Origin of the sequence: Rhodococcus opacus (genome assembly GCF_012396235.1) — a bacterium.
Taxonomy (GTDB): Bacteria; Actinomycetota; Actinomycetes; order Mycobacteriales; family Mycobacteriaceae; genus Rhodococcus_F; species Rhodococcus_F opacus.
This window is the reverse complement of record NZ_JAAXPA010000003.1, coordinates 246710-269002: the sequence shown is the minus strand read 5'-3', so window position 1 is coordinate 269002 and position 22293 is coordinate 246710. Positions and strand designations below refer to the sequence as shown.

General features: G+C 68.2%; 21 protein-coding genes. 9 read left to right on the top strand and 12 right to left on the bottom strand.

The genetic code is table 11. From position 1 onward, the window contains the following. Positions 1 to 26 precede the first annotated feature (26 nt). Entirely contained in the window at positions 27 to 404 is a 378-nt protein-coding gene (locus tag HGB39_RS05360) for an SHOCT domain-containing protein (protein WP_005253383.1), read from the top strand. Between the two features lie 57 nt (positions 405 to 461). On the opposite strand, the gene HGB39_RS05355 is transcribed toward HGB39_RS05360, so the two are convergent. After that, a complete protein-coding gene (locus HGB39_RS05355; protein ID WP_005253382.1) occupies positions 462 to 1355 on the bottom strand; it encodes a LysR family transcriptional regulator in 894 nt (297 codons plus the stop codon). Positions 1356 to 1427: 72 nt separating this feature from the next. On the opposite strand from HGB39_RS05355, the gene HGB39_RS05350 reads away from it, so the two are divergent. The 3 genes from HGB39_RS05350 to HGB39_RS05340 are packed head-to-tail and all read left to right on the top strand — an operon-like array spanning position 1428 to position 4327. After that, the gene (locus tag HGB39_RS05350; protein ID WP_005562804.1) at positions 1428 to 2345 is read left to right on the top strand and encodes an EamA family transporter; all 918 of its coding nucleotides are present in this window, start codon (positions 1428 to 1430) and stop codon (positions 2343 to 2345) included. 25 nt (positions 2346 to 2370) lie between these two features. After that, on the top strand, positions 2371 to 3624 hold the full coding sequence (locus HGB39_RS05345) for a Mur ligase family protein (protein ID WP_005253380.1): 1254 nt from the start codon (positions 2371 to 2373) through the stop codon (positions 3622 to 3624). Then, the gene (locus HGB39_RS05340; RefSeq protein WP_005562801.1) at positions 3617 to 4327 is read left to right on the top strand and encodes a type 1 glutamine amidotransferase; all 711 of its coding nucleotides are present in this window, start codon (positions 3617 to 3619) and stop codon (positions 4325 to 4327) included. The genes HGB39_RS05345 and HGB39_RS05340 overlap by 8 nt, the downstream gene beginning before the upstream one ends. Positions 4328 to 4411: 84 nt before the next feature. Here HGB39_RS05340 and HGB39_RS05335 read toward each other — a convergent pair whose 3' ends face one another. Further along, entirely contained in the window at positions 4412 to 5425 is a 1014-nt protein-coding gene (locus HGB39_RS05335) for a type IV toxin-antitoxin system AbiEi family antitoxin domain-containing protein (RefSeq protein ID WP_005562799.1), read from the bottom strand. Between the two features lie 205 nt (positions 5426 to 5630). On the opposite strand from HGB39_RS05335, the gene HGB39_RS05330 reads away from it, so the two are divergent. Beyond that, entirely contained in the window at positions 5631 to 6077 is a 447-nt protein-coding gene (locus HGB39_RS05330; RefSeq protein ID WP_005562797.1) for an SRPBCC family protein, read from the top strand. Then, entirely contained in the window at positions 6074 to 6406 is a 333-nt protein-coding gene (locus HGB39_RS05325) for an ArsR/SmtB family transcription factor (RefSeq protein ID WP_005248640.1), read from the top strand. The genes HGB39_RS05330 and HGB39_RS05325 overlap by 4 nt, the downstream gene beginning before the upstream one ends. Positions 6407 to 6531: 125 nt before the next feature. Here HGB39_RS05325 and HGB39_RS05320 read toward each other — a convergent pair whose 3' ends face one another. From HGB39_RS05320 to HGB39_RS05300, 5 genes are all read right to left on the bottom strand, one after another. Next, on the bottom strand, positions 6532 to 7989 hold the full coding sequence (locus HGB39_RS05320; RefSeq protein ID WP_005562795.1) for an MFS transporter: 1458 nt from the start codon (positions 7987 to 7989) through the stop codon (positions 6532 to 6534). Between the two features lie 84 nt (positions 7990 to 8073). Beyond that, the gene (locus HGB39_RS05315) at positions 8074 to 8646 is read right to left on the bottom strand and encodes a TetR/AcrR family transcriptional regulator (RefSeq protein WP_005253374.1); all 573 of its coding nucleotides are present in this window, start codon (positions 8644 to 8646) and stop codon (positions 8074 to 8076) included. Then, positions 8643 to 9251 (bottom strand): recombination mediator RecR, encoded by a 609-nt coding sequence (gene recR, locus HGB39_RS05310; RefSeq protein WP_005248644.1) that lies wholly within the window; start codon positions 9249 to 9251, stop codon positions 8643 to 8645. Before recR ends, HGB39_RS05315 begins: the two co-directional genes overlap by 4 nt. A 9-nt stretch (positions 9252 to 9260) precedes the next feature. Further along, positions 9261 to 9602 carry a YbaB/EbfC family nucleoid-associated protein gene (locus HGB39_RS05305; RefSeq protein ID WP_005248645.1) on the bottom strand — a complete coding sequence of 114 codons (342 nt, stop codon included), beginning with the start codon at positions 9600 to 9602 and terminating at the stop codon, positions 9261 to 9263. Between the two features lie 117 nt (positions 9603 to 9719). Then, positions 9720 to 10154, bottom strand: coding sequence for an SRPBCC family protein (locus HGB39_RS05300; protein ID WP_005562793.1), 435 nt, complete (start codon positions 10152 to 10154; stop codon positions 9720 to 9722). 248 nt (positions 10155 to 10402) lie between these two features. Here HGB39_RS05300 and HGB39_RS05295 point away from each other — a divergent pair, with 248 nt between their 5' ends. Further along, positions 10403 to 11854 carry an FAD-binding oxidoreductase gene (locus HGB39_RS05295; RefSeq protein WP_005562791.1) on the top strand — a complete coding sequence of 484 codons (1452 nt, stop codon included), beginning with the start codon at positions 10403 to 10405 and terminating at the stop codon, positions 11852 to 11854. After that, entirely contained in the window at positions 11851 to 13152 is a 1302-nt protein-coding gene (locus HGB39_RS05290; RefSeq protein WP_005562789.1) for a class I SAM-dependent methyltransferase, read from the top strand. The genes HGB39_RS05295 and HGB39_RS05290 overlap by 4 nt, the downstream gene beginning before the upstream one ends. Before the next feature lie 32 nt (positions 13153 to 13184). Here the strand turns inward: HGB39_RS05290 and HGB39_RS05285 are convergent, their stop codons facing one another. From HGB39_RS05285 to HGB39_RS05275, 3 genes are all read right to left on the bottom strand, one after another. Next, on the bottom strand, positions 13185 to 14222 hold the full coding sequence (locus HGB39_RS05285; protein WP_005562787.1) for a type IV toxin-antitoxin system AbiEi family antitoxin domain-containing protein: 1038 nt from the start codon (positions 14220 to 14222) through the stop codon (positions 13185 to 13187). 157 nt (positions 14223 to 14379) lie between these two features. Beyond that, positions 14380 to 16518, bottom strand: coding sequence for a 3-hydroxyacyl-CoA dehydrogenase NAD-binding domain-containing protein (locus HGB39_RS05280; protein ID WP_005562785.1), 2139 nt, complete (start codon positions 16516 to 16518; stop codon positions 14380 to 14382). 29 nt (positions 16519 to 16547) lie between these two features. Continuing rightward, positions 16548 to 17762: an acetyl-CoA C-acetyltransferase gene (locus HGB39_RS05275; protein ID WP_005253367.1), complete on the bottom strand. Its 1215-nt coding sequence runs from the start codon at positions 17760 to 17762 to the stop codon at positions 16548 to 16550. 235 nt (positions 17763 to 17997) lie between these two features. On the opposite strand from HGB39_RS05275, the gene HGB39_RS05270 reads away from it, so the two are divergent. Beyond that, positions 17998 to 19647 carry an amidase gene (locus HGB39_RS05270; protein ID WP_005562780.1) on the top strand — a complete coding sequence of 550 codons (1650 nt, stop codon included), beginning with the start codon at positions 17998 to 18000 and terminating at the stop codon, positions 19645 to 19647. 10 nt (positions 19648 to 19657) lie between these two features. Here HGB39_RS05270 and HGB39_RS05265 read toward each other — a convergent pair whose 3' ends face one another. Next, the gene (locus HGB39_RS05265) at positions 19658 to 20332 is read right to left on the bottom strand and encodes a response regulator (protein WP_005562778.1); all 675 of its coding nucleotides are present in this window, start codon (positions 20330 to 20332) and stop codon (positions 19658 to 19660) included. Then, on the bottom strand, positions 20329 to 22272 hold the full coding sequence (locus HGB39_RS05260; protein WP_064079904.1) for a sensor histidine kinase: 1944 nt from the start codon (positions 22270 to 22272) through the stop codon (positions 20329 to 20331). Before HGB39_RS05260 ends, HGB39_RS05265 begins: the two co-directional genes overlap by 4 nt. Positions 22273 to 22293: the final 21 nt, after the last annotated feature.

Here is a 22293-nt window from a genome sequence, read left to right as displayed (position 1 = left end):
AATTCGACTGTGAATGGAGCGCTGCAATGGACTCTTTCTGGGACTTTCTCTGGGTGATCATCGTCACCTTCGGCTTCGTGGCCTACCTGATCCTGTTGTTCTCCATCATCACCGACCTGTTCCGCGACCATAAGACGTCGGGCTGGGCGAAGGCCATCTGGATCATCTTCCTGTTCTTCATCCCGCTGCTGACCGCGCTCGTGTATCTCATCGTCAAGAGCGACGGCATGGCCCAGCGTTCGATGGCGGCCGCGCAGGAGGTGAAGCAGGCGCAGGACAGCTACATCCGTTCCGTCGCGGGCAAGTCCTCGGCCGAGCAGATCGCGGACGCGAAGGCACTGCTCGATGCAGGCACCATCACTCAGCAGGAGTACGAGACGCTGAAAGCCAAGGCACTGGCCTGACCCCGCACCGTCACCGTCGAAGGCCCGCCCCGGTGCGGGCCTTCGTGCTGTCGGGGGTCAGTCCCGCACCCGTGCCGCGACGTCCCGGAACGCCTGCAGCACCGTGGCCACCGCGGGAACGTCGTCGGCTGCGGGCCGCCGGGCCAGTTCGTAGATCCGGGCCGCGCGCACCCCGGCGAGCGGCAGCTGCACCACCGTGCGGCTCGTCACCGCATGGCGGGCCAGCAGGGCCACGCCGTGACCGCCGGCGACGAGTTCCTCGATGACCCGGAAGTCGTTGATGCGCATCACCACATGCGGCTGCACCCCGGTCGCGGCGGCCACCGACATCAGCACGTCGTCGACGGGGAAACCGCCGCGCACACTGATCCACCTCTCGTCCGCCAACTGGTCCGGGCGAACCGCATCCTGTCCGGCGAGCGGATGGCCGGGCGGCAGGATGAGGTCGATGGGTTCGCGCATCAGCGGTTCGGCCGTCACCCGCGGCGAGGACGAGTCCGGGGCCCGCTCGTCGCGATGCGTCAGCACCACGTCGTAATCGGCGAGCAGGGTGGGCACCGCGGCGGCGGGCAGGTCCTCGTCGCGCGCCTGCACGTCCACCCCACTGCCTTCCAGCGCGTCCAGCAGTCCGGGCAGCAGCAGCGCGGCACCGGACGGGAACAGCGCCACCCGCACGCGGCCGCGCGGCGAACCGCGGTAGGCGCTCATCTCCGCCGCCGCACGGTCCAGGGCCGCCACGACGTCGTCGGCGCGGACGACGAGCGCCTGACCGGCATCGGTGAGCCGCAACCGGCGGCCGGCGGGTTCGAGCAGGGTCACCCCGGCCTCCCGCGACAGGATCTTGAGCTGCTGCGACACCGCCGACGGCGTCATCGACAACGCCTGCGCGGTCGCCGCCACCGTCCCGCGGTCCGCCAGCTCGCGCAGCACGCGCAACCGGGTCGCATCCATGTAGCAAAACTACATCGATGATGCACTTTAATGCGCTTGTCCTGATTGTTTCCGGCCCTCACGATGGAAGGCATGACCTCCCGCGACCGGCTGCTCGGACTCACCGTCGTCGTCCTGTGGGGGCTCAACTTCCTCGCCATTCGCGCGGGCCTCGACCACTTCCCACCGTTCTTCTTCGCCGCGCTGCGATTCTTCGTCATCGCGATCCCGGTCATCCTGTTCATTCCCCGGCCACAGGTCCCGCCGAAGTGGCTGCTGGTGTACGGCCTCGGGTTCGGCGTCGGCCAGTTCGCCTTCCTGTTCTGGGCCATGCACGTCGGCATGCCCACCGGGCTGGCATCGCTGGTCCTGCAGTCGTCCGCACCGTTCACCGTGGTCCTCGGCGCGGTCCTGCTGCGGGAGCGACTGCGGCCGACGCAGGTATGCGGACTGTTGGTGGCGATGGCCGGGATGACAGTCATCGGCTGGGACCGCGCCCAGCACGCCGCGCTGCTGCCGGTGGCCCTGACGCTGCTCGCGGGACTGTCGTGGGCGCTGGGCAACATCGGCAACCGCAAGGCCGCGTCGGATCAGCCGATGCGCCTGATGCTGTGGATGTGCGTCATTCCGCCGCTGCCGATGCTGGCGCTGTCGTTCGGCGTCGAGGGTCCGTCGGCGGGCTGGGACTCCCTGACGTCGTCACTGGACGGCAACGGCCCGCTCGCGCTCGCAGGCCTCGCCTACATCGTGATCCTCGGCACGGTCGCGGGCTCGGGCCTGTGGACGGCGCTGCTCAGCCGCTACCCCGCCGGAATGGTCGCGCCGTTCTCCCTGCTGGTTCCCATCGTCGGGATCGGGGCGTCCTGGCTGGTGCTGCACGAGGAGCCGAGCATCCTGTCGCTGATCGGCGGGGCCGTCGTCATCGCCGGTGCCGCCGCCACCCAGGTGAGTGGCAGGGTGCGTCCGAGCACACTTTCGCGCTCACGTGCCCCCGCGCGAGTCGGCGTCTGACCGGACCCTGTGCAAAACTCGCGGAGTGAGTACTGGAACTGGGATCACGACGCGCGGCAAGCTCGCCCTGCGCGCAGCGGCGGCGGCCTCCTGGGCGTCGCAGAAGGCGGGCCGGGGCAAGGGCTCGATGATCGGCGGACTGATCGCCCTGAAGATCGACCCGACCCTGATGGAGCAGCTCGGCGCCGGCCGACGCACCGCGGTGATCACCGGCACCAACGGCAAGTCCACCACCACCCGGATGACCGCGGCGGCGCTCTCCACCCTCGGTGAGGTCGCGACGCAGGCCGACGGCGCCAACATGGACGCCGGCATCGTCGCGGCGCTCAGCACCCGCGTCCACGCGCCCCTCGCCGCCCTCGAGGTCGACGAGCTCCACGTCCCGCACGTCAGCGACGCCGTCAACCCCGAGGCCCTGGTTCTGCTCAACCTCAGCCGCGACCAGCTCGACCGGGTCGGCGAGATCAACATGATCGAACGCAAACTCCGCGCCTGCGTCGCCGCGCACCCGGAGGCCGTCGTGATCGCCAACTGCGACGACGTCCTCGTCACCTCGGTGGCCTACGACGCGAAGAACGTCGTCTGGGTCGCTGCCGGGGGCGGATGGGCCAGCGACGCCGCCAGCTGTCCGCGCACCGGCGAACCCATCGTGTGGGAGGGCTCGCACTGGCGCAGCACGGGTTCCGACTTCGCGCGCCCGACCCCCGACTGGTGGCTGGACGACGAAAACCTGTACGGGCCCGACGGCCTGAAGATCCCGATGACCCTCGCCCTGCCCGGACGCGCCAACCGCGGCAACGCCGCACAGGCCGTCGCTGCGGCCGTTGCGATGGGCGCGAAGGCGGAGGACGCCGTCGCCGCCGCGGCCACCGTCCAGGAGGTCGCGGGCCGCTACAGCACCGTCGAGGTCGGGTCGCACTCCGTGCACATGCTGCTCGCCAAGAACCCCGCCGGCTGGCAGGAAGCGCTGTCGATGATCGACCCCACCGTCGACGGACTCGTGATCGCCGTCAACGGGCAGGTTCCCGACGGCGAGGATCTGTCCTGGCTGTGGGACGTGCGGTTCGAGCACTTCGAGGGCGTCAAGGTGGTGGCCGCCGGCGAACGCGGCACCGACCTGGCCGTCCGCCTCACGTACGCCGGCGTCGAGCACACGCTCGACCCGAACCCGTTGCGGGCCATCGCGTCCTGCCCGCCCGGACGCGTCGAGGTGCTCGCCAACTACACCGCCTTCCGCGACCTGAACACCGCCATCGCGAAGGAGGCGCGCAATGCCTGACTCGACCGTACGCATCGGCCTGGTGCTGCCCGACGTGATGGGCACCTACGGCGACGGCGGCAACGCCCTGATCCTCCGGCAGCGACTGCGCATGCGCGGATACGACGCGGAGATCGTCGAGATCACGCTGAACGATCCGGTCCCGGAGTCCCTCGACGTCTACACGCTCGGTGGGGCCGAGGACTCGGCGCAGCGCCTCGCCACCCGGCACCTCGCCAAGTACCCCGGACTGCAGAAGGCCGCCGAACGCGGCGCCCCCGTCCTGGCGATCTGCGCCGCGATCCAGGTGCTCGGCAACTGGTACGAGACGTCGAGCGGCGAACGCGTCGACGGCGTCTCGATGCTCGACGTCACCACGTCCCCGCAGGCGACGCGTTCCATCGGTGAAGTGATCACGGCACCACGGATGGACGGGCTGACGCAGCCGCTCACGGGGTTCGAAAACCACCGCGGCGGAACCACACTCGGCTCCGACGCCCGCGGCCTGGCCCGGGTCACGCACGGCGTCGGCAACGGCGTCGGGGACGGGCTCGAAGGCGTCGTCCAGGGTTCCGTGATCGGCACGTACATGCACGGACCCGCGCTCGCCCGCAACCCCGAACTCGCCGACCTGCTCCTGAAGCGGGCGCTGGGCGTCGACGAACTCGCGCCCCTCGACCTGCCCGAGGTCGAGCAGTTGCGCCGGGAGCGCCTGCGCGTCTGAGCACGTGAGTGGCAAAGCGTCGTCCCGCACGCTTTCTCACTCACCTCCGCAGGTGAGTGAGAAAGAGTGGCGGGGCACTCTTTCTCACTCACGTGGGCAGGCTGGACAGCGGCGCGACATATCGGCCCATCCTTCGCGGACCAACACCCGGCGCACTTCCTCGAATACCCCGCAGGGGTCGCGGGTCGTCTCATCCCACCCGTAGACCAGCCGTGGACGGTCGGCCAGCTCCGCCGCGTTGTCGCGCCGACGGTCACGGAAACGGGACTGTTGCGCGCTGTGATACTGCTGCCCGTCGAGCCGGACGATCAGCGGCACACCCATGGGGCTGTAATCGACGTCCTCGTACAGAATCCGGCCGTCCACGACGTGCGGCATCTGACGTTTTCCGCTCGGCAGCCCGTGCGCCCGTTCGACGTCGAGTGCGTAGCGGTGTTCGAGGGCCGATTGAACGCCGTCGCCGAGCAGCATCACGGCGTCGGCGATGTCGGTCGCATACCGGTGTGGACGCCGGACCTCGAGTTTCCGCCGGAGCACCTCGACGTGGACCTTGCCACTTGTGGCGGCCTCGATGAACCGGAGGGCCGCCTCCCGCGGGGTGGCCTCGGACACCGCGAGGTCGATCACCGTGTCGGCCAACGATGTCCGTGGCCGACGGAACGGGACCGAGATGTGCTCGAACGCGCGAGACCGATGGACCACGACGCCACCATGAACGAGTGCGTTGCCGACCGAGGTCGGGCGCCGACTGCCGGGTGAGCGGACCGTCTGCCCCTGATTCACCGCCGAGCAGTTGTAGGGGACAGTGATGTGGACCGGTGCCGACGGGTCGTCGACGCGGAGCAGTCCCCATTCCTCGGCCGCGGTCCGGTGACTCAGGATCGCCCGGCCGCCGTACAGGAGTGCGGCGGAGAGGGCCATCGGGCGGGTGAGCGGACCGTTGGTGACCGCGATGACGCGCGGCAGCACCCGCAGCCACTGACCGGACACCACACGATGCCGGAGTGCGGTGGCACTGACGCCGTGCGCCCGGAGCTGTGCCGTGGTGACGACGCCGTCCTGGGCGTCGAGAATGGACTGCCATGAGTCGTGTTCCATGCCCGGAACGGTGTCGGCCCGCCCCGACAGGAACCGCCCCTTCCCACCATTTTTCCACAGCCTGTGGATAAACCCTGTGAGTACCGATGTCCATCCGGGTACACATCGGCACTCACCTGCCGAGCGCAACCAAAGGGTTGCAGAACGTCGTAAAGAGTGCAACCATGGAGTTGCACATCAACCGTCGTCGAAAAGGTGGCCCACCATGGACGCATCGAGCAGCATCACCCGGACCGTTGTCGTGAACGCCCCGAGATCGGCGGTGTGGGCGGCGATCACGGATCCCGACAAGATCAGCCAGTGGTTCGGGCAGCGCACGTCGCTCGACCTCAGCGTCGGCGGCAAGGCCGCCTTCACCTGGGACGAGCACGGCACCGCCCGCGCCGTCGTCACGGAGGTCGACGAACCGAACGCGTTCGGCTTCCGCTGGGCAGCCGACATGGAAGCAGACCCGGTGATCGGCAACTCCACCCTGGTGCGGTTCACGCTGTCCGAGCACGCGGCCGGCACCGAACTGACAGTCGCCGAGACCGGGTTCGACACCCTCGACCGCGACGTCGCCGACCAGAAGCGGGCCCGCGAGGGCAACGTCCAGGGCTGGCACGCCGAACTCGACGAACTGGTCGCGTACCTGCACGGCGTGAAGGCATGACAGTGGGCACGTACGCCGAATTGGCCTCGGTGTTCGCGGCGCTGTCCGACGAGACCCGCTGGGAGATCCTCACCGAACTCGGGCGGGCCGACCAGTCGGCGTCGTCGCTCGCCACCCGGCTTCCGGTGTCGAGGCAGGCCATCGCGAAGCATCTGAATGCGCTGCAGGCCTGCGGACTGGTGGAGTCGGTGAAGGTGGGCCGCGAGATCCGCTACCGCGCGCTGGGCGCCGAGCTCAACAAGACGGCGCGGACGCTGGAACGAATCGGCGCCGAGTGGGATCGCCGGCTGGCCGCCATCAAACAGATCGCGGAATCGATGGAGGAGTAAAGACCCCAGACAGGGGTTCGGCCGGGAATGCTTCTGCATTCTCGGCCGGATCTCTGCTTCTCGAGTTTTCTCTGCTCACAGGTACATTTCCTCGATCCGCATCACTGACGATACACGTGAGTGACCTACGTCACAAGTGGCTCTACCGGACTTTTCTTCATCCGATCGTGCCCCGGCAGGGCCAGGGACACCACGAACACCAGGACCGCCAGCACCGCGCACACCCCGTAGGCGATCGAGAAACCGGCGGCCGAGGCGACACCGCCCACCATGCTCGCCGCCAAAACCGTCGCGACCACCGCGCTGCACATGGTGGTACCCATCGTCCGCAGCAGGACGTTGACGCCGTTGGCCGCGGCCATCTGCGTGGACGGCACAGCCCGGACGATCAGCATCGGCAGCGTGCTGTACACCAGCGCGGTGCCGACGGCCGCGACACCGAGCGCCGCGATCACCATCCACAACTCCTTGTGCGGCACGGTGTGCAGCGCGTAGCCGAGGACGAGACAGATCGCGCCCGACAGGATCGTCACCTTCGACCCGTAACGCTCGGACACCCGGGCGCCGACCTGCGCGAAGACGATCATCGACAGACTCGTCGGCAGCTGGCACACCGCGGCCTGGAGGATCGTCAGGCCGTAGCCGGCGTCTCCGCGGGGCGCCTGCAGCAGCTGTGTGGTGATGAGCGCGTTTCCGTAGAACGCGAACCCGACGAGAAGCGCCGTGACGTGCGGCAGCAGCACCGACCGTCGCGCCGACACCCGCAGGTCCACGAGCGGGTTCCGGTTGCGCAGCTGCTGATGTCCCCACAACGCGAACAGGAACACCGCGGACGCGAACATGCCCAGCACCGCGGGACTTCCCCAGCCCCACGAGCTGCCCTGGGTGATCGGGACGAGCAGGCAGACGAGGGCGGCGGTCAGACCGACGGCACCGACACCGTCGAACCGCCCACCCGACCGCACCTCGGACTCGCGGATGAACAGCACCGCGGCTGTGGTGACCGCGAGCCCGATTCCCGCGATGACCCAGAAGAGGACGTGCCAGTTGGAGTACTCGGCGACGGACGCCGCGAACGGCAGTCCGAGCGCCGTGCCGATCCCGAGGGTCGAGCTCATCATGGCGATGGCGCCGTTGACCTTCTCCCGCGGCAATTCGTCGCGGAGGATCGAGATTCCGACCGGGATGACGGCGGCGCCTGCCCCCTGCAGTCCTCGCGCGAAGATCAGGAACGCGATGTCGGACGTCACGGCGCAGATCAACGCGCCGAGCGTCATGAAGACGAAGGCGACGAGAAGCATCCGCTTCTTGCCGAACATGTCGGCGAGCCTGCCGAAGATCGGGGTGACGACCGCGCCGACCAGGAGGGTGGTGGTGATCAGCCAGGACACCGACGTCTGACTCGCGCCGGTGAACGTCGGCATGCTGGGCAGGAGGGGCACCATGACCGTTTGCAGGACGGCCTGGAACACGCCCGCGAACGCGAGAATCGGGAAGAGGTAACGCGATCCGCCGGCAGAGTCCGGCGGTGCGACCGGCTGATCCGCGAGCGCCGACAGTGGGCGCGGCAACGAGATCGTCAAGCGTCACCCCTTGCACAGCTGGTAAATGGTTGTTCACCAGATTAGGTGAACAACCATTTACCCCGCAAGCCGGACAATCCGCCCTCAGCCGTCGAGCAACTCCTGCACCAGCGGGGCATAGTGCGCCACCACCTCTTCCGGGGTGCCTGTCGCGTGCTCCTGCATCATCTTGCGACGCATGACGGCGAGACCCGTCAGCATCGACATCACCAGTTCGGCGCGCAGCCGGGCATTCGGCCCGGGTAGTCGTTCGGCCAGCGCGTCGATCATCTGCGCCGAATAGTTGGCGCGGAGCTTGCGGCTGCTCTCCTCGCTCGGCCCGCTCATGAACAGAATGTTCAACGACAGGGGCTTGTACGGTTCGAGCGGCCGCGCGAACATCGACACCATCCGCTCACCGAGACCGTCCAGCGGACCGCTGAACACGATCTCCGCGGCGGCGCGGAAATCGACGAGCGCGTCGAACAGCTGCTCCTTCGACCCGAAGTACTTGATGATCAGCGGTGCGCTGACCCCGGCGTCCTCGGCGATGTCCTTGAGCGTGATCTCCCGATACGGACGTGTCGCGAACGCCCGCCCCGCCGCGTCGACGATCAGCGACCGCGACTGCTCGGCCGTCCGCTTCACCGGCGCGGCAGTGCCCGGATCCGACGTCACAGCGTGCGTCTCCCCGACAACGCCCTGCCCAGCGTGAGCTCGTCGGCGAACTCGAGGTCGCCGCCCATCGGCAGACCCGACGCGAGCCTGCTGACCGTCAGCCCGGGGAAGTCCCGCAGCATCCGCACCAGATACGTCGCGGTGGCCTCCCCCTCGGTGTTGGGGTCGGTCGCGATGATCACCTCGGAGACGTCGACGCCGTCCTCCTGATTGCCGATGCGCGCGAGCAACTCCCGGATACGGAGCTGATCGGGACCCACCCCGGACAGCGGATCCAGCGCGCCGCCCAGAACGTGATAGCGGCCCTTGAACTCGCGCGTGCGCTCGACGGCCTGGACGTCCTTCGGCTCCTCGACCACACAGATCACCGTGCGGTCACGGCGCGGATCGGCGCAGATGCGACAGTGCTCCTTGTCGGAGACCGTGCCGCACACCACACAGAACTGGACGCCGTCGCGCACCCGCTGCAGCGCATTCTTGAGCCGGTCGATCTCCGGCGGCTCGACGCTGAGCAGGTGGAACGCGATGCGCTGTGCGCTCTTCGGCCCGACGCCGGGCAGCTTGCCGAGCTCGTCGATCAGATCCTGAACCGGACCTTCGTACACGCCGCGCCTCTAGAAACCGGGGAGACCGGGCAGGCCTCCCCCACCGAATCCACCCGCGAGCGGACCGAGTTTCTGCGCCGCGATCTCCTGCGCCTTGTTCGACGCGTCCTCGATCGCACCGATCACGAGGTCCTGCAGAGTCTCCACGTCGTCGGGATCGACGACCTTCGGATCGATCTTCAGACCGACCACTTCACCTGTCCCCTTGACCGTCGCGGTCACGAGTCCGCCACCGGCCTGCCCGGTGACCTCGGCCTCGGCCATCTCCTGCTGAGCGGCCATCAGCTGCTGCTGCATCTGCTGTGCCTGCGCGAGGAGCTGCGACATGTCGGGTTGTCCACCTGGTTGCACTGACGTGGTCCTTTCTGCTGTTTCCCCTGCCAGCGTAGACCGTGACCGTCGGCGCGGTCCGGCGCCGACGCCGTCGTGGGACTCACCACGACGGCGCCGGAGCGAACCGGCGTCGCGTCAGGCGAGTTCGCGCTCGAGGTTCGCCAGCACCTGCCCCTGGATCTTCTTCAGACCCAGCGGGGCGAACGTCTTCTCGAAGAAGCCCCCGATGCCGCCCGCGCCCTTCCACCCGGTGGTCGTGGTGACCGTCGAACCGCTGCCGCTCGGGGCGACGACCCAGGTGGTGACGAGCGACGAGTTCGCGTCCGTCTCGGTGATCGTGTTGCCCGCCACGGTGACCGTGGCCTTGATGTCGCGGGACCGCTTCTCGGTGGCCTTCAACGTCCACTGCGCGACGGTGCCGCCACCCTGCCCTCCCTCGAGGACGCGGTAGTCCAGGTACTGCTCCGAGAGGATGCGCGGACGCACCGTCTCGTAGTCCGTCAAGGCCGCGAGCACCTTCTCCGGTGTGGCTGCGACGGTGATCGAACTGCTCGCGCTGACCTGGCCCACTGTTCTGACTCCTCTTGTACGATTTGTACGAAACTGCTTCCTCCTCTCATCCTGCCTTCCGTCCGCGAGTCCGGGCGATGACGTGGCAATCTATTGTGAGGTAGCTCACTTCGACGTGGTCACGACCCGCACATTGATGAGACATTTGTGTGAATCTTCGGTCGACCGCGCCGATATGCGTGGCCTGAACCCGCGGAGAGGGATAGCGTCAGGGTGTGGCTGCCTCTTCGGTTGAACTACTGAAAAGCATGCGGGAGGGTGGACGCCCCTTCCGTGCGCATCGCACTCTGCCCGTCACCGGGATCGACGCTCACCGCGCCGGCGTCGAACGGCTTCTCGCGTCCTACCGCGCGATTCCCACGGACGCCACCGTGCGACTCGCGAAGAAGACGTCCAACCTGTTCCGGGCGCGGGCCCAGACCAGCGCACCCGGCCTCGACGTCTCCGGGCTCGGCGGAGTCATCTCGGTCGACGAGCAGGCCCGGACCGCGGATGTCGCCGGAATGTGCACGTACGAAGACCTGGTGGACGCCACCCTGCCGTACGGGCTGGCGCCGCTGGTGGTTCCGCAACTCAAGACCATCACACTCGGCGGCGCGGTCACCGGCCTCGGCATCGAGTCGACGTCGTTCCGCAACGGGCTCCCCCACGAATCGGTCCTCGAGATCGACGTCCTGACCGGCAGCGGCGACATCGTCACCGCGACACCAGAAGGCGAGAACTCCGACCTGTTCTGGGGGTTCCCCAACTCCTACGGAACCCTCGGCTACTCCACACGACTGCGCATCCAGCTCGAGCCCGTCAAACGGTATGTGGCACTGCGACATCTGCGTTTCGATTCCCTGGACGAGCTGCAATCGGCGATGGACCGCATCGTCACCGAGCGCGTCCACAACGGCATCCCCGTCGACTACCTGGACGGCGTCGTGTTCACCGCGTCCGAGAGTTACCTGACGCTGGGCCATCAGACCGACGAGGGCGGCCCCGTCAGCGACTACACCGGGCTGAACATCTTCTACCGGTCCATCCAGCACAGCTCCGTGAACCACCCCAAAACGGACAAACTCACCATTCGAGACTACCTGTGGCGCTGGGACACCGACTGGTTCTGGTGCTCACGCGCCTTCGGCGCCCAGAACCCCACCATCCGCCGGCTGTGGCCGAAGAACCTCCTCCGCAGCAGCTTCTACTGGAAGCTCATCGCCCTCGACCACAAGTACGACATCGGCGACCGCCTCGAGAAGCGCAAGGGCAACCCGCCGCGCGAACGCGTCGTGCAGGACGTCGAAGTGCCCATCGAGCGGACCGCGGACTTCGTCCGCTGGTTCCTCGACGAAATCCCGATCGAACCGCTGTGGCTGTGCCCGTTGCGGTTGCGGGAACCTGCCCCCGCCGGCGCGTCCTCGCAACGCCCCTGGCCCCTGTACCCCCTCGAACCGAAACGCACGTACGTGAACATCGGATTCTGGTCATCGGTGCCCATCGTTCCGGGCCGACCCGAGGGCGCCGCGAATCGGCTGATCGAAGACAAGGTCAGTGACTTCGACGGACACAAGTCCCTCTACTCCGATTCGTACTATTCACGAGAAGATTTCGAACGCCTCTACTACGGCGGCGATCGATACACGGAACTGAAAAAACGCTACGACCCGAAATCACGATTACTGGACCTTTTCTCCAAGGCGGTGCAACGTCGATGACAACTCTGAAAGCTTCACGCTCCCAAGACCACAAGCTGACCATCGCAGAGATTCTCGAAACTCTGTCCGACGGCATGCTCCCCCTGCGGTTCTCCGCCTACGACGGCAGCGCCGCCGGCCCGGAGGACGCCCCCTACGGTCTCCACCTCAAGACCACCCGGGGCACCACCTACCTGGCGACCGCCCCCGGCGACCTCGGCATGGCCCGGGCCTACGTGTCCGGCGACCTCGAGGCCCGCGGCGTCCACCCCGGCGACCCGTACGAGATCCTCCGCGTGATGGGCGACGAACTGCACTTCCGCCGTCCGTCCGCGCTCACGCTCGCCGCCATCACGCGCTCGCTCGGCTGGGATCTGCTGCGCCCCATCGCCCCTCCCCCGCAGGAGCACCTCCCGCGGTGGCGTCGAGTCGCGGAAGGGTTGCGGCACTCCAAGTCCCGCGACGCCGAGGTCATCCACCACCACTACGACGTCTCGAACACCTTCTACGAGTACGTCCTCGGCCCGTCCATGACGTACACGTGCGCCTGCTACGAGAACGTCGAGCAGACCCTCGAAGAGGCACAGGACAACAAGTACCGCCTCGTCTTCGAGAAGCTCGGCCTCCAGCCCGGCGACCGACTGCTCGACATCGGCTGCGGCTGGGGATCGATGGTCCGGTACGCCGCCCGCCGCGGCGTCAAGGTCATCGGCGCCACCCTGTCCCGCGAACAGGCCGAATGGGCACAGAAGGCCATCGCCGAAGAAGGACTGTCCGACCTCGCCGAGGTCCGGTTCTCCGACTACCGTGACGTCCCCGAGACCGGATTCGACGCCATCTCCTCGATCGGCCTGACCGAGCACATCGGCGTCGGCAACTACCCCGCCTACTTCGGACTGCTGCAGAGCAAGCTCCGCGAGGGCGGCCGGCTGCTGAACCACTGCATCACCCGGCCCGACAACCAGAGTCAGGCACGCGCAGGCGGCTTCATCGACCGGTACGTCTTCCCCGACGGCGAACTCACCGGCTCCGGACGCATCATCTCCGAGATCCAGAACGTCGGACTCGAGGTGCGGCACGAGGAGAATCTGCGCGAGCACTACGCACTCACCCTCGCCGGCTGGTGCCAGAACCTCGTCGACAACTGGGACGCCTGCGTCGCCGAGGTCGGCGAAGGCACCGCACGTGTGTGGGGTCTCTACATGGCCGGGTCGCGACTGGGCTTCGAACGCAACGTCGTTCAGCTGCACCAGGTCCTCGCCGTCAAGCTCGGCCCCAAGGGCGAGGCGCATGTGCCGCTGCGTCCGTGGTGGAAGTAGGCGGCTCCGCCGCCCGTGCGCCTTTTTGGTAGCTAGGACAACCAGAAAGGCGCACAGGCCGGGCAGGGCCTCTCGCCGGGCCTGATCCACCCCTCCCGCACGAGCACGGTCTCCACTTCACGGGCCACCACACACGGATTCTTCGTCACCTCGTCGAATCCGTAGACGAGTCGCGGCCGTCCCTGCAGTTCCGCGGCATTGTCGCGTCGGCGGTCCCGGAACGCGACCTCCGCCATGGCATGCGCGCGGCGACCGTCGAGTCGCACGATGAGCGGCACACCGTGGTCGGAGTAGTCGCAGTCCTCGAAGAGGGTCCGCCCGTCCACGACAACGGGTGACTGGCGCCGCGCCCGTGGAAGCCCGTGCGCATCCTCGACGTCGGTGGCGTAGCGGTACTCGAGCACCGACTGGACGCCGTCGGCGAGCAGTCGTACCGCATCCACGAGCGCCTTGCCATACCGACGTGGTCGTCGCTCCTCCATGCGTCGCCGGATGTCGCGCAGGGGGATCCGGGCATTGGTCACGAGGGCGATGAGCCTGGTGTATGCGTCACGGGCCGTGGGCTCGGCAATCGCGAGGTCGAGTGCAGTGTCGGCTCGCGCCGTACGAGGCGGATCCGTGTCGACGGCGATGTAATCGTGGGCCCTCGACCTGTGCACGACAACTCCCGGATGCAACGGCGAGGACGGAGCGATCGGATTGCCGGGCTTACGCGACGGACGCATGCCCGTCGAGCTCTGGCACCGCGACGATTTCCCGTACGGCACGGTGATGTGGATCGGTTCGCCGTCGCGGCGAGGGACCATCCCCCATTCCTCCGCCGCGGTGATGTGGCTGAGCATCGAATGGCCGCCGCCGTAGAGGAGAGCGGCGGACAGGATCATGTTTCGGGTCAACGGGCCGTTGGTGACGGCATAGACGCCTTGGAGGACACGGCGCCACTGCCCCGAGTCGAGGAGATGGCGAACCCTCCCTCTGGAGAAGCCGAACGGCTCGAGTTGGGATTGCGTGACGATCCCGAACTGGGTGTCGACGAGGCGCTGAAAGTCGTGGAGGTCGATGTCGGTCATACGGCGCATCGTGCGATGCTCGTCCGACTCCGATGCCGACAAAAACGCGGTTATCCACGCTGCCTGTGGATAACCGCGAAGTTGTGGATAACCCGCCCCGTGCGCCTTTTTGGTTGTTGCAGCTACCAAAAAGGCGCACGGGCGGCGGAGCCGCCTGCTACTTCAGCGAGGCCGGCGGGGTGAAGCGCTCACCGTACTTGGCGGCGAGTTCTTCAGCGCGCTTGACGAAGCCGGCCTGGCCGCCTTCGTAGCCCTGAATGTACTGCGACACACCGCCGGTCCAGGCGGGGAAGCCGATACCCATGATGGAGCCGATGTTGGCGTCGGCGGTGGTGAGGAGCACGCCTTCGTCGAAGCACTTCTGCGTCTCGATGGCCTCGATGAACAGCATGCGCTCGATGAGATCCTGGAACGGCACCTCGAGTTCCTTGGAACCGAAGTTCTCCCGGAGACCGGACCACAGGCCGGTGCGCTTGCCGTCGGCGTAGTCGTAGAAGCCGGCGCCACCGAGCTTGCCCTTGCGGTCGAACTTGTCGACCATCGTGTTGATGACGTCGCCTGCCGGATCGGCGGGCAGTTCCTTGCCTTCGGCCTTCGCAGCTTCCGCGGTTTCCTTGCGGATCTTCTGCATCAGCGTGAGGTTCAGCTCGTCGGACAGCTGCAGCGGTGCCGCGGGGTAGCCGGCCTGCATGCCTGCCTGCTCGATGGTGGCGGGCTCGATGCCCTCCGCCAGCATGGCGATGGCCTCGTTGATGAACGTGCCGATGACGCGCGAGGTGAAGAAGCCACGCGAGTCGTTGACGACGATCGGCGTCTTGCGGATGGCCTGCACGTAGTCGAAGACGCGCGCGAGGGCTTCGTCGGACGTCTTCTCGCCGCGGATGATCTCGACGAGCGGCATCTTGTCGACGGGGGAGAAGAAGTGGATTCCGATGAAGTCCTCTTGACGCTTCACACCCGTCGCGAGGCCGGTGATCGGCAGGGTCGACGTGTTCGAGCCGAGCAGGGCCGTCGGCTCGACGATGTCCTCGATCTCCTGGAACACCTTGTGCTTCAGGTCCTGCGACTCGAACACGGCCTCGATGACGAAGTCGACACCGGCGAAGTCGGCGGGGTCGGCGGTCGGGGTGATGCGGTCGAGCAGCGTCTTCGACTTCTCCTCGGTGGTCTTGCCACGCGAGAGGGCCTTGGCCTCGATGCCCTCGGAGTACGCCTTGCCCTTGTTGGCGGCCTCGATGGTGACGTCCTTGAGGACGACGTCGAAGCCGGCCTTCGCGGACACGTAGGCGATGCCCGCGCCCATCATTCCGGCACCGAGCACACCGACCTTGGTGATCGGGGTCTTCTCGATGCCCTCGGGGCGGGAGGCGCCGGAGTTGATGGCCTGCAGGTCGAAGAAGAACGCCTGGATCATGTTCTTCGCAACCTGGCCGGTGACCAGCGACGTGAAGTAGCGGGCCTCGATGAGGAGCGCGTTGTCGATGTCGACCTGCGAGCCCTCGACGGCGGCGGCCATGATGGCGCGCGGTGCCGGCATGGGAGCACCCTTGAGCTGCTTGCGCAGGTTCGCGGGGAACGCGGGCAGGTTGGCTGCGAACGCCGGGGTGGACGGGGTGCCGCCGGGGATCCGGTAGCCCTTCTTGTCCCACGGCTGGACGCCGCCCTCAGGGTTGGCCTGGATCCACGCCTTCGCGGCGGGCACCAGCTCCTCGACCGAGGACACGACCTCGTCGATCAGTCCGACCTCCTTGGCCTGCACCGGTCCACGCTGCTGCCCCTGGAGCAGCACCTGCATGAGCGCGTTCTGCAGGCCGAGCATGCGGACGGTGCGCACGACGCCACCACCACCGGGCAGCAGGCCGAGGGTGACCTCGGGCAGGCCGATCTTGACGCCCTTCACGTCCGCGGCGACGCGGTGATGCGTGGCCAGGGCGATCTCGAGTCCGCCACCGAGCGCGGCACCGTTGATGGCGGCGACGACGGGCTTGCCGAGCGTCTCGAGTCGGCGCAGGTCCGACTTGATCGCGACGCTGTGGCTGTAGATCTCGTCGGCGTTCTCCGGGCCGACCTTGATCATGTTCTTCAGGTCGCCGCCGGCGAAGAACGTCTTCTTGCCGGACGTGATGACGACACCGGTGATGGAGTCCTTCTCGTCGACGAGGCGGTCGACGGTCGCCTTCATCGAGGAGATGTAGGCGTCGTTCATGGTGTTCGCGCCCTGGTTGGGATCGTCGATGGTGAGCACGACGATGCCGTCGGCGTCCTGCTCCCAGTTGATGATGTTCTGCTCGCTCACTGCTTCAAGTCTCCTGATGGTCCGGGCGGTCAGACGCGCTCGATGATGGTGGCGACGCCCATACCGCCGCCGATGCACAAGGTGATGAGGGCGTACCGGGCGTTGCGGCGTTCGAGCTCGTCGATCATGGTGCCGGTGATCATGGCGCCGGTGGCTCCGAGCGGGTGACCCATCGCGATGGCACCGCCGTTGACGTTGAGCTTCTCGTCGGGGATGTTCAGGTCCTTCTGGAACTTGAGCACGACGGACGCGAATGCCTCGTTGATCTCGAACAGGTCGATGTCGTCGACGGTCAGACCGGCGGCGGCGAGCACCTTCTTCGAGGCCGGGGTCGGGCCGGTGAGCATGATCGTGGAGTCGGCACCGCTGGTGGCCGTCGCGACGACGCGGGCGCGCGGGGTCAGGCTCATGTCCTTGCCCGCCTGCTCGGATCCGACGAGGACCAGTGCGGCGCCGTCGACGATGCCGGAGCTGTTGCCGCCGTGGTGGACGTGGTTGATCTTCTCGACCCAGTGGTACTTCTGCAGCGACACGGCATCGAAGCCGCCCATCTCGCCGACGCCGGCGAACGACGGGTTGAGGCCCGCGAGGTTCTCGAGTGTGGTGCCGGGACGCATGTGCTCGTCCTGATCGAGGACGGTGAGGCCGTTGATGTCCTTGACCGGGACGACGGACTTGGCAAAGTAACCGCCCGTCCACGCCTTCGCGGCGAGGTCCTGCGAGCGGACGGCGTACGCGTCGACGTCCTCGCGGGAGAAGCCCTCGATGGTGGCGATCAGGTCGGCGCCCACACCCTGGGGAACGAAGTAGTTGTCGTAGTTGGTGGCCGGGTCGAGCGCCCACGGTCCACCGTCGGAGCCCATCGGCACGCGGGACATCGACTCGACGCCACCGGCGATGACCAGTTCGTCCCAGCCGGAGCGCACCTTCTGCGCGGCGGTGTTGACGGCCTCGAGGCCGGATGCGCAGAACCGGTTCAGCTGGACGCCACCGACGGTGTCGGGCAGTCCGGCGTCGTTGACCGCGACGCGCGCGATGTCCATGCCCTGGTCGCCGACCGGGGTGACGACGCCGAGGATCAGGTCCGAGATGCGATCCTCGTCGAGGTCGGGGAAGCGGGCGCGGAGCTCGTCGATCAGGCCGGTGACCAGCGAGATCGGCTTGACCGAGTGCAGCGAACCGGTCTTCTTTCCGCGGCCACGCGGGGTGCGGATGGCTTCATAAATGAATGCCTCTGTGGTCACTGTGGAGTGTTCCTTCCTTATCTGCGTCGACGCCGACCGTGCACACGGCGCTCTGCACGGGGCATACCCCGGCACGTTCACCTTAGAACGTGTTGCAAAACGGAAGGAAGGACCGAAGCGATCCTGGATCGTGACCCAGGCGATCACGATCGGCCGGTCTCCACCATGCCCGGCCCGACCTTTCGTGCTGTAATGACGCGGCGCTCGACCCGATCCGAGCGGAGGAGAACACGCTGTGACCACCCGACTGTCCCGTCGGCAACTGTTCGGCGCCGCGACCGCGGGTGCGGTGACCGTTGCCGGGCTGGGGCGTGCCGCAGCGTCCGGGAACCCGGCTCTCCGACTGCCGTCCCCTGGCGCGATCACCGCGTCCGATCCGGCTCTCCTCAGTGCGGTCGAGGCCGCGTCGCTGTTGCAGTCCCGGGCGCTGCATCCGCGCGAACTGCTCGACGCGTGCCTGGCACGCAGCGCCGCGCACGACGGCGGCATCGGGGCGTGGATCCGCATCTATCCCGAGCAGGCGTACGAGGCCGCGGAGTCGGCCGCGCATCGGCTGGCGGCAGGGTCCGCGCCGCCGGTCTGCGGATTGCCGATCGCACTGAAAGACCTGTACGCGGTGGTCGGGCTGCCCGTGACGGCGTCGAGCGGCGTCCTCGAGGGCAACATCGCCGCCGGCGATTCCGGGGTGTGGCGGCAACTGCGCGACGCGGGCATGGTGCTGATGGGCCACGCGCACACCCATGAGTTCGCCGTCGGAACCGCCACACCGCAGGTGGGGAACCCGTGGGACGTCGAGTACTCGCCGGGTGGTTCGTCCGGTGGCAGCGCCGCCGCCCTCGCCGCACGATTCGCGCCTTGTGCGGTGGGAACCGACACCGGCGGGTCGCTGCGCATTCCCGCGAGCGCGTGCGGGATCACGTCGATCAAACCGACGTTCGGCCGGTGCAGCACCAGCGGGGTGATTCCGCTGACCTGGACGCGCGATCACACCGGCCCGATGGGACGCAGTGTCGCCGACGCGTCGCTGCTCCTGAGCCACATGGCGGGTGTCGACGTCGACGATCCCAGCACGTCGGTGGGTCCGGACGTTCCCGCGGAGGGTTACCCGCTGACCGCCGCGGGCGGGTCACGCCCACTGTCCGGCACGCGCTTCGGGTTGCCGCGAGGTGTCGCCGACGAGCTGCCCGGCCCGATCGGGTCCCTGTTCTCCGCGTTCCTCGACCTCGTCCGCGCGCTGGGCGGCGAGATCGTCGACGTGACCGTGCCCGACGTCCCGAAGGGGCTGCTGAGCGGAGATTATGCCGAGTTCGGCTCGTACCACCGGCAGTTCGCGGACCGGCTCCCGGCGTACGGTCCGGAGTCGGCGATCGCCGCGACCGCGGCGATGGCGAGCCTCGCCCTCCCTGTCGCGGACTACTTCGCTCTCGAACGCGCACGCCTGCGCTTCCAGCACGACTACAACCGGATGTTCGCCGAGCACCGGCTGGATGCGATTCTGCGTCCCGGCGCCCTCACCAACGGGGTGCGGCGCGACGCACTCTCCGATTCGAGCGTGTTCGCCGGTGCGCGGGAAAACTACTTCTGGGCCAACTACACGGGAGCACCGGTCGTCTGCACCCCGGTGGGCCGGTCCGCGGCCACCGGCATTCCGTTCGGGGTGCAACTGGGCGGGGTTCCGTGGTCCGAGGCGTCGCTGATCTCCATCGTCCTGGAACTGCAGGAGGCGCAGCCGGTGTGGCGGGACACGCCGCCGATCGGTCCGTCGCCGCGGCGGATCCCCGAGGTGCGGGTGGCAGCCCCCGGTGCCGGACCGACCGCAACCAACACAAACGACACGGGCCCGGGCATCCGGTTCGTGCCGACGACGTCGACCGCGGCAGTGTGACCTCGCGCGGTCAGGCGTCGAGGCCGAGACCCGCGTCCCGCGCCCGGACGATCGCGGTGGGACGGTCGGGCACACCGAGTTTGGCCAGCACGTTCGACACGTGGTTGCGCACCGTCTTCGGGCTCAGCACGAGCCGCCGCGAAATGCTCGCGTTGTCGTAGCCGCGGGCAACGAGGTCGAGGACCTCACGCTCCCGGTCGGTCAGCTCGGGAAACACCGTGGGCCCCACCCTGCGTGAGGCGGCCATGAAGCTCATCGCGCGCGCCGCCACCGCGGCGCCGAGGATCACCTCCCCGTTGGCGACCGCCCGGACCGCCCGTTCGACCTCCCCTGGATCGGCCCCCTTCACCAGGTAGCCGCGAGCCCCGGCACGCACCGACGCGACCAGCGACTCGTCGTCCTCGTGCATGGTCACCACGAGCACCCGCAGTGCGGGGTGCCGCTCAAGGAGCCGCCGGGTGGCGTCCACCCCCGAACCGTCCCCGAGTTCGAGGTCCATCAGCACCACGTCGACGTCGCCGTCGACGACGTCGAGCGCCTCCGCGACGGAGCTGGCCTGCGCGGCCACCTCCATGCCATCCAGCGTCGACAGCAACGCGACCATCCCCAGCCGGAACACCGGGTGGTCGTCGACGACGGCGACCCGGATGGACGACGTGGTGGAATTCGTGGTGCCTGCGCTCATGATGCGGTCAACGGTAACCGGGCCGTGACCACCGTGCCTGTCGGACGGCCGGATTCGATGTGGAGCGTGCCGCCGAGTTCGTGGGCCCGCTCGCGCATCGACCGGGTCCCGACGCCGCCGCCCCCGGCCGGATCGAACCCGCACCCGTCGTCGTGGATGACGACCGTGAGCATCTCCCGTGCGAACGTGGCGTCGACCCGGCAGCCGTCGGCGCCGCTGTGCCTGCGCGCGTTGGTGACGGCCTCGACGACGATCCCGTACGCGGCGGCGCCGATCTCCGCACCCAGCCTCGGCGGCGGATCGGCCTGCACCCGCAGCTGGAATCCGCTGCGCGACTGGTTGGCTGCCAGTTCGTGCAGCGCCGGGACCAGTCCGAGCTCGTCGAGCACCGGCGGGAACATGCTGCGGGACAGCTGCCGGACGCCCTCCACCTGATGGTCGAGTTGCTCCTGCAACGCGCCGATGAGTTCCGCGGCGGCGGCCGGGTCCGAGCCGAGCAGGTTCCGGGCGCCCTGCAGGCCGAGTCGGATACCCGCCAGCGACGGACCCAGCCCGTCGTGCAGTTCGCGGCGAATCATCTGCCGCTCCTCCAGTCGCACGGACGCCAGCCGGCGTCGCGCCTCCTGCAGGTTCTCCGCCGACTGCAGCACCACGAGACCGGCCGTCACCACCGCCGACAGCTCGGTGAGCGACCGGCGGGTGCGCGCCCCCAGCGACTCCCCCGGCGGCGCCGTCACGACCATCGTCCCCAGCGCCGCACCCCGGTGGACCAGCTCCACCGACTCGGCGTGCCCCGTCGCCGAACCCCACACCGCGGCAACCCCGCTGGTGCGCCGCACGGACACGGATTCGAGCCGCAACGCGACACCCACGCCGGCAGCGAGACCCTCCAGGAGTTGTTCCGGGGTCTCGGCACTGCCGAACTGCCGGCCCAGGGTCCGGACGGCCCGCGCCGGATCCGCGCCCTCGCCGTAGACGAGGCGGTGCACCCGCCGCTGCAGCCACAGCCGGACCGGCTGCACCGCGACGGCGACGACACCCGCCGCGACCACCTGCGCCCCCACCGAATCACCCTCGGGCAGCAGCGCCGTCACGGCCGTGGCCACCACCACGTAGAGCGCCAGCAGCAGGACGGTGAGCGTACCGGCCACGGTCGCGCGGCTGACGGCCAGATTCAGCCCCCACATGCGCTGGCGCAGGATGCACACCAGGATCGCGACCGGATAGAACGCCTGAACAGCCAAGTGCACCAACGGGTTGAGCACCCACAGTCCCGGCAGCGACGCGGGCAGGGCCAACGGAATGTACGCGGCGGTCATCAGCGCCGTGCCGAGGCACATCCATCCGAGCCCGACACGCTCGTCGGGTGGGCCGTGCCGCCACCGCCACCCGCAGTCCGCTGCCGCCGCGGAGCCGACGACGAGAACGGGCACGATCACCCACACCGCGGGGATCTCCGTGAACGTGCGGGACCAGAAGTACCAGGCCGTCGCGGCGATACCCGCGAGGACGCCGAGTCTCGCGCCGACGCCCAGCGGGTGGTCGCGGATCAGCCACGGCACGATCAGGAACAGGCTGAGCGTTCCGGGAATCCACGCCGTGTTCTGCAGCGGCGACAGCACGTCGACCCACGGCAGCCCGGGACGCACGACCGCGAGTTGCGAACAGCTGTAGCTCAGCGCAGCGAGACCCACGCCGATCGCGGTGAGCCCCATGATGATCGGCACGGGGTGCACCCGCCGCGCGAGGACGACGCCCGCCACGGTTCCGTAGACCGCCGCCCCGACGACGTCCACCAGGAAGAACAGTTGGTTCGAATCGATGCCCGGATCGGCCCGGACGAACGCCACCACCGACAGGACGACCAGAATCCAGGCGGACACCGCCATGACAGCAGCAGGTACGGGCGCACCGCCCGTACCTGCCGACCCCTCGGTCATTCGAGTGTCCTTCTGCTTCAC

Coding starts and splice junctions, on each gene's coding strand:
- HGB39_RS05265 (WP_005562778.1), bottom strand. CDS start 20,332: ATGAGCGCAGGCACCACGAATTCCACCACGTCGTCCATCCGGGTCGCC.
- HGB39_RS05330 (WP_005562797.1), top strand. CDS start 5,631: ATGGACGCATCGAGCAGCATCACCCGGACCGTTGTCGTGAACGCCCCG.
- HGB39_RS05285 (WP_005562787.1), bottom strand. CDS start 14,222: ATGACCGACATCGACCTCCACGACTTTCAGCGCCTCGTCGACACCCAG.
- HGB39_RS05355 (WP_005253382.1), bottom strand. CDS start 1,355: ATGGATGCGACCCGGTTGCGCGTGCTGCGCGAGCTGGCGGACCGCGGG.
- HGB39_RS05260 (WP_064079904.1), bottom strand. CDS start 22,272: ATGACCGAGGGGTCGGCAGGTACGGGCGGTGCGCCCGTACCTGCTGCT.
- HGB39_RS05295 (WP_005562791.1), top strand. CDS start 10,403: ATGCGGGAGGGTGGACGCCCCTTCCGTGCGCATCGCACTCTGCCCGTC.
- HGB39_RS05360 (WP_005253383.1), top strand. CDS start 27: ATGGACTCTTTCTGGGACTTTCTCTGGGTGATCATCGTCACCTTCGGC.
- HGB39_RS05350 (WP_005562804.1), top strand. CDS start 1,428: ATGACCTCCCGCGACCGGCTGCTCGGACTCACCGTCGTCGTCCTGTGG.
- HGB39_RS05335 (WP_005562799.1), bottom strand. CDS start 5,425: ATGGAACACGACTCATGGCAGTCCATTCTCGACGCCCAGGACGGCGTC.
- HGB39_RS05325 (WP_005248640.1), top strand. CDS start 6,074: ATGACAGTGGGCACGTACGCCGAATTGGCCTCGGTGTTCGCGGCGCTG.
- HGB39_RS05340 (WP_005562801.1), top strand. CDS start 3,617: ATGCCTGACTCGACCGTACGCATCGGCCTGGTGCTGCCCGACGTGATG.
- HGB39_RS05290 (WP_005562789.1), top strand. CDS start 11,851: ATGACAACTCTGAAAGCTTCACGCTCCCAAGACCACAAGCTGACCATC.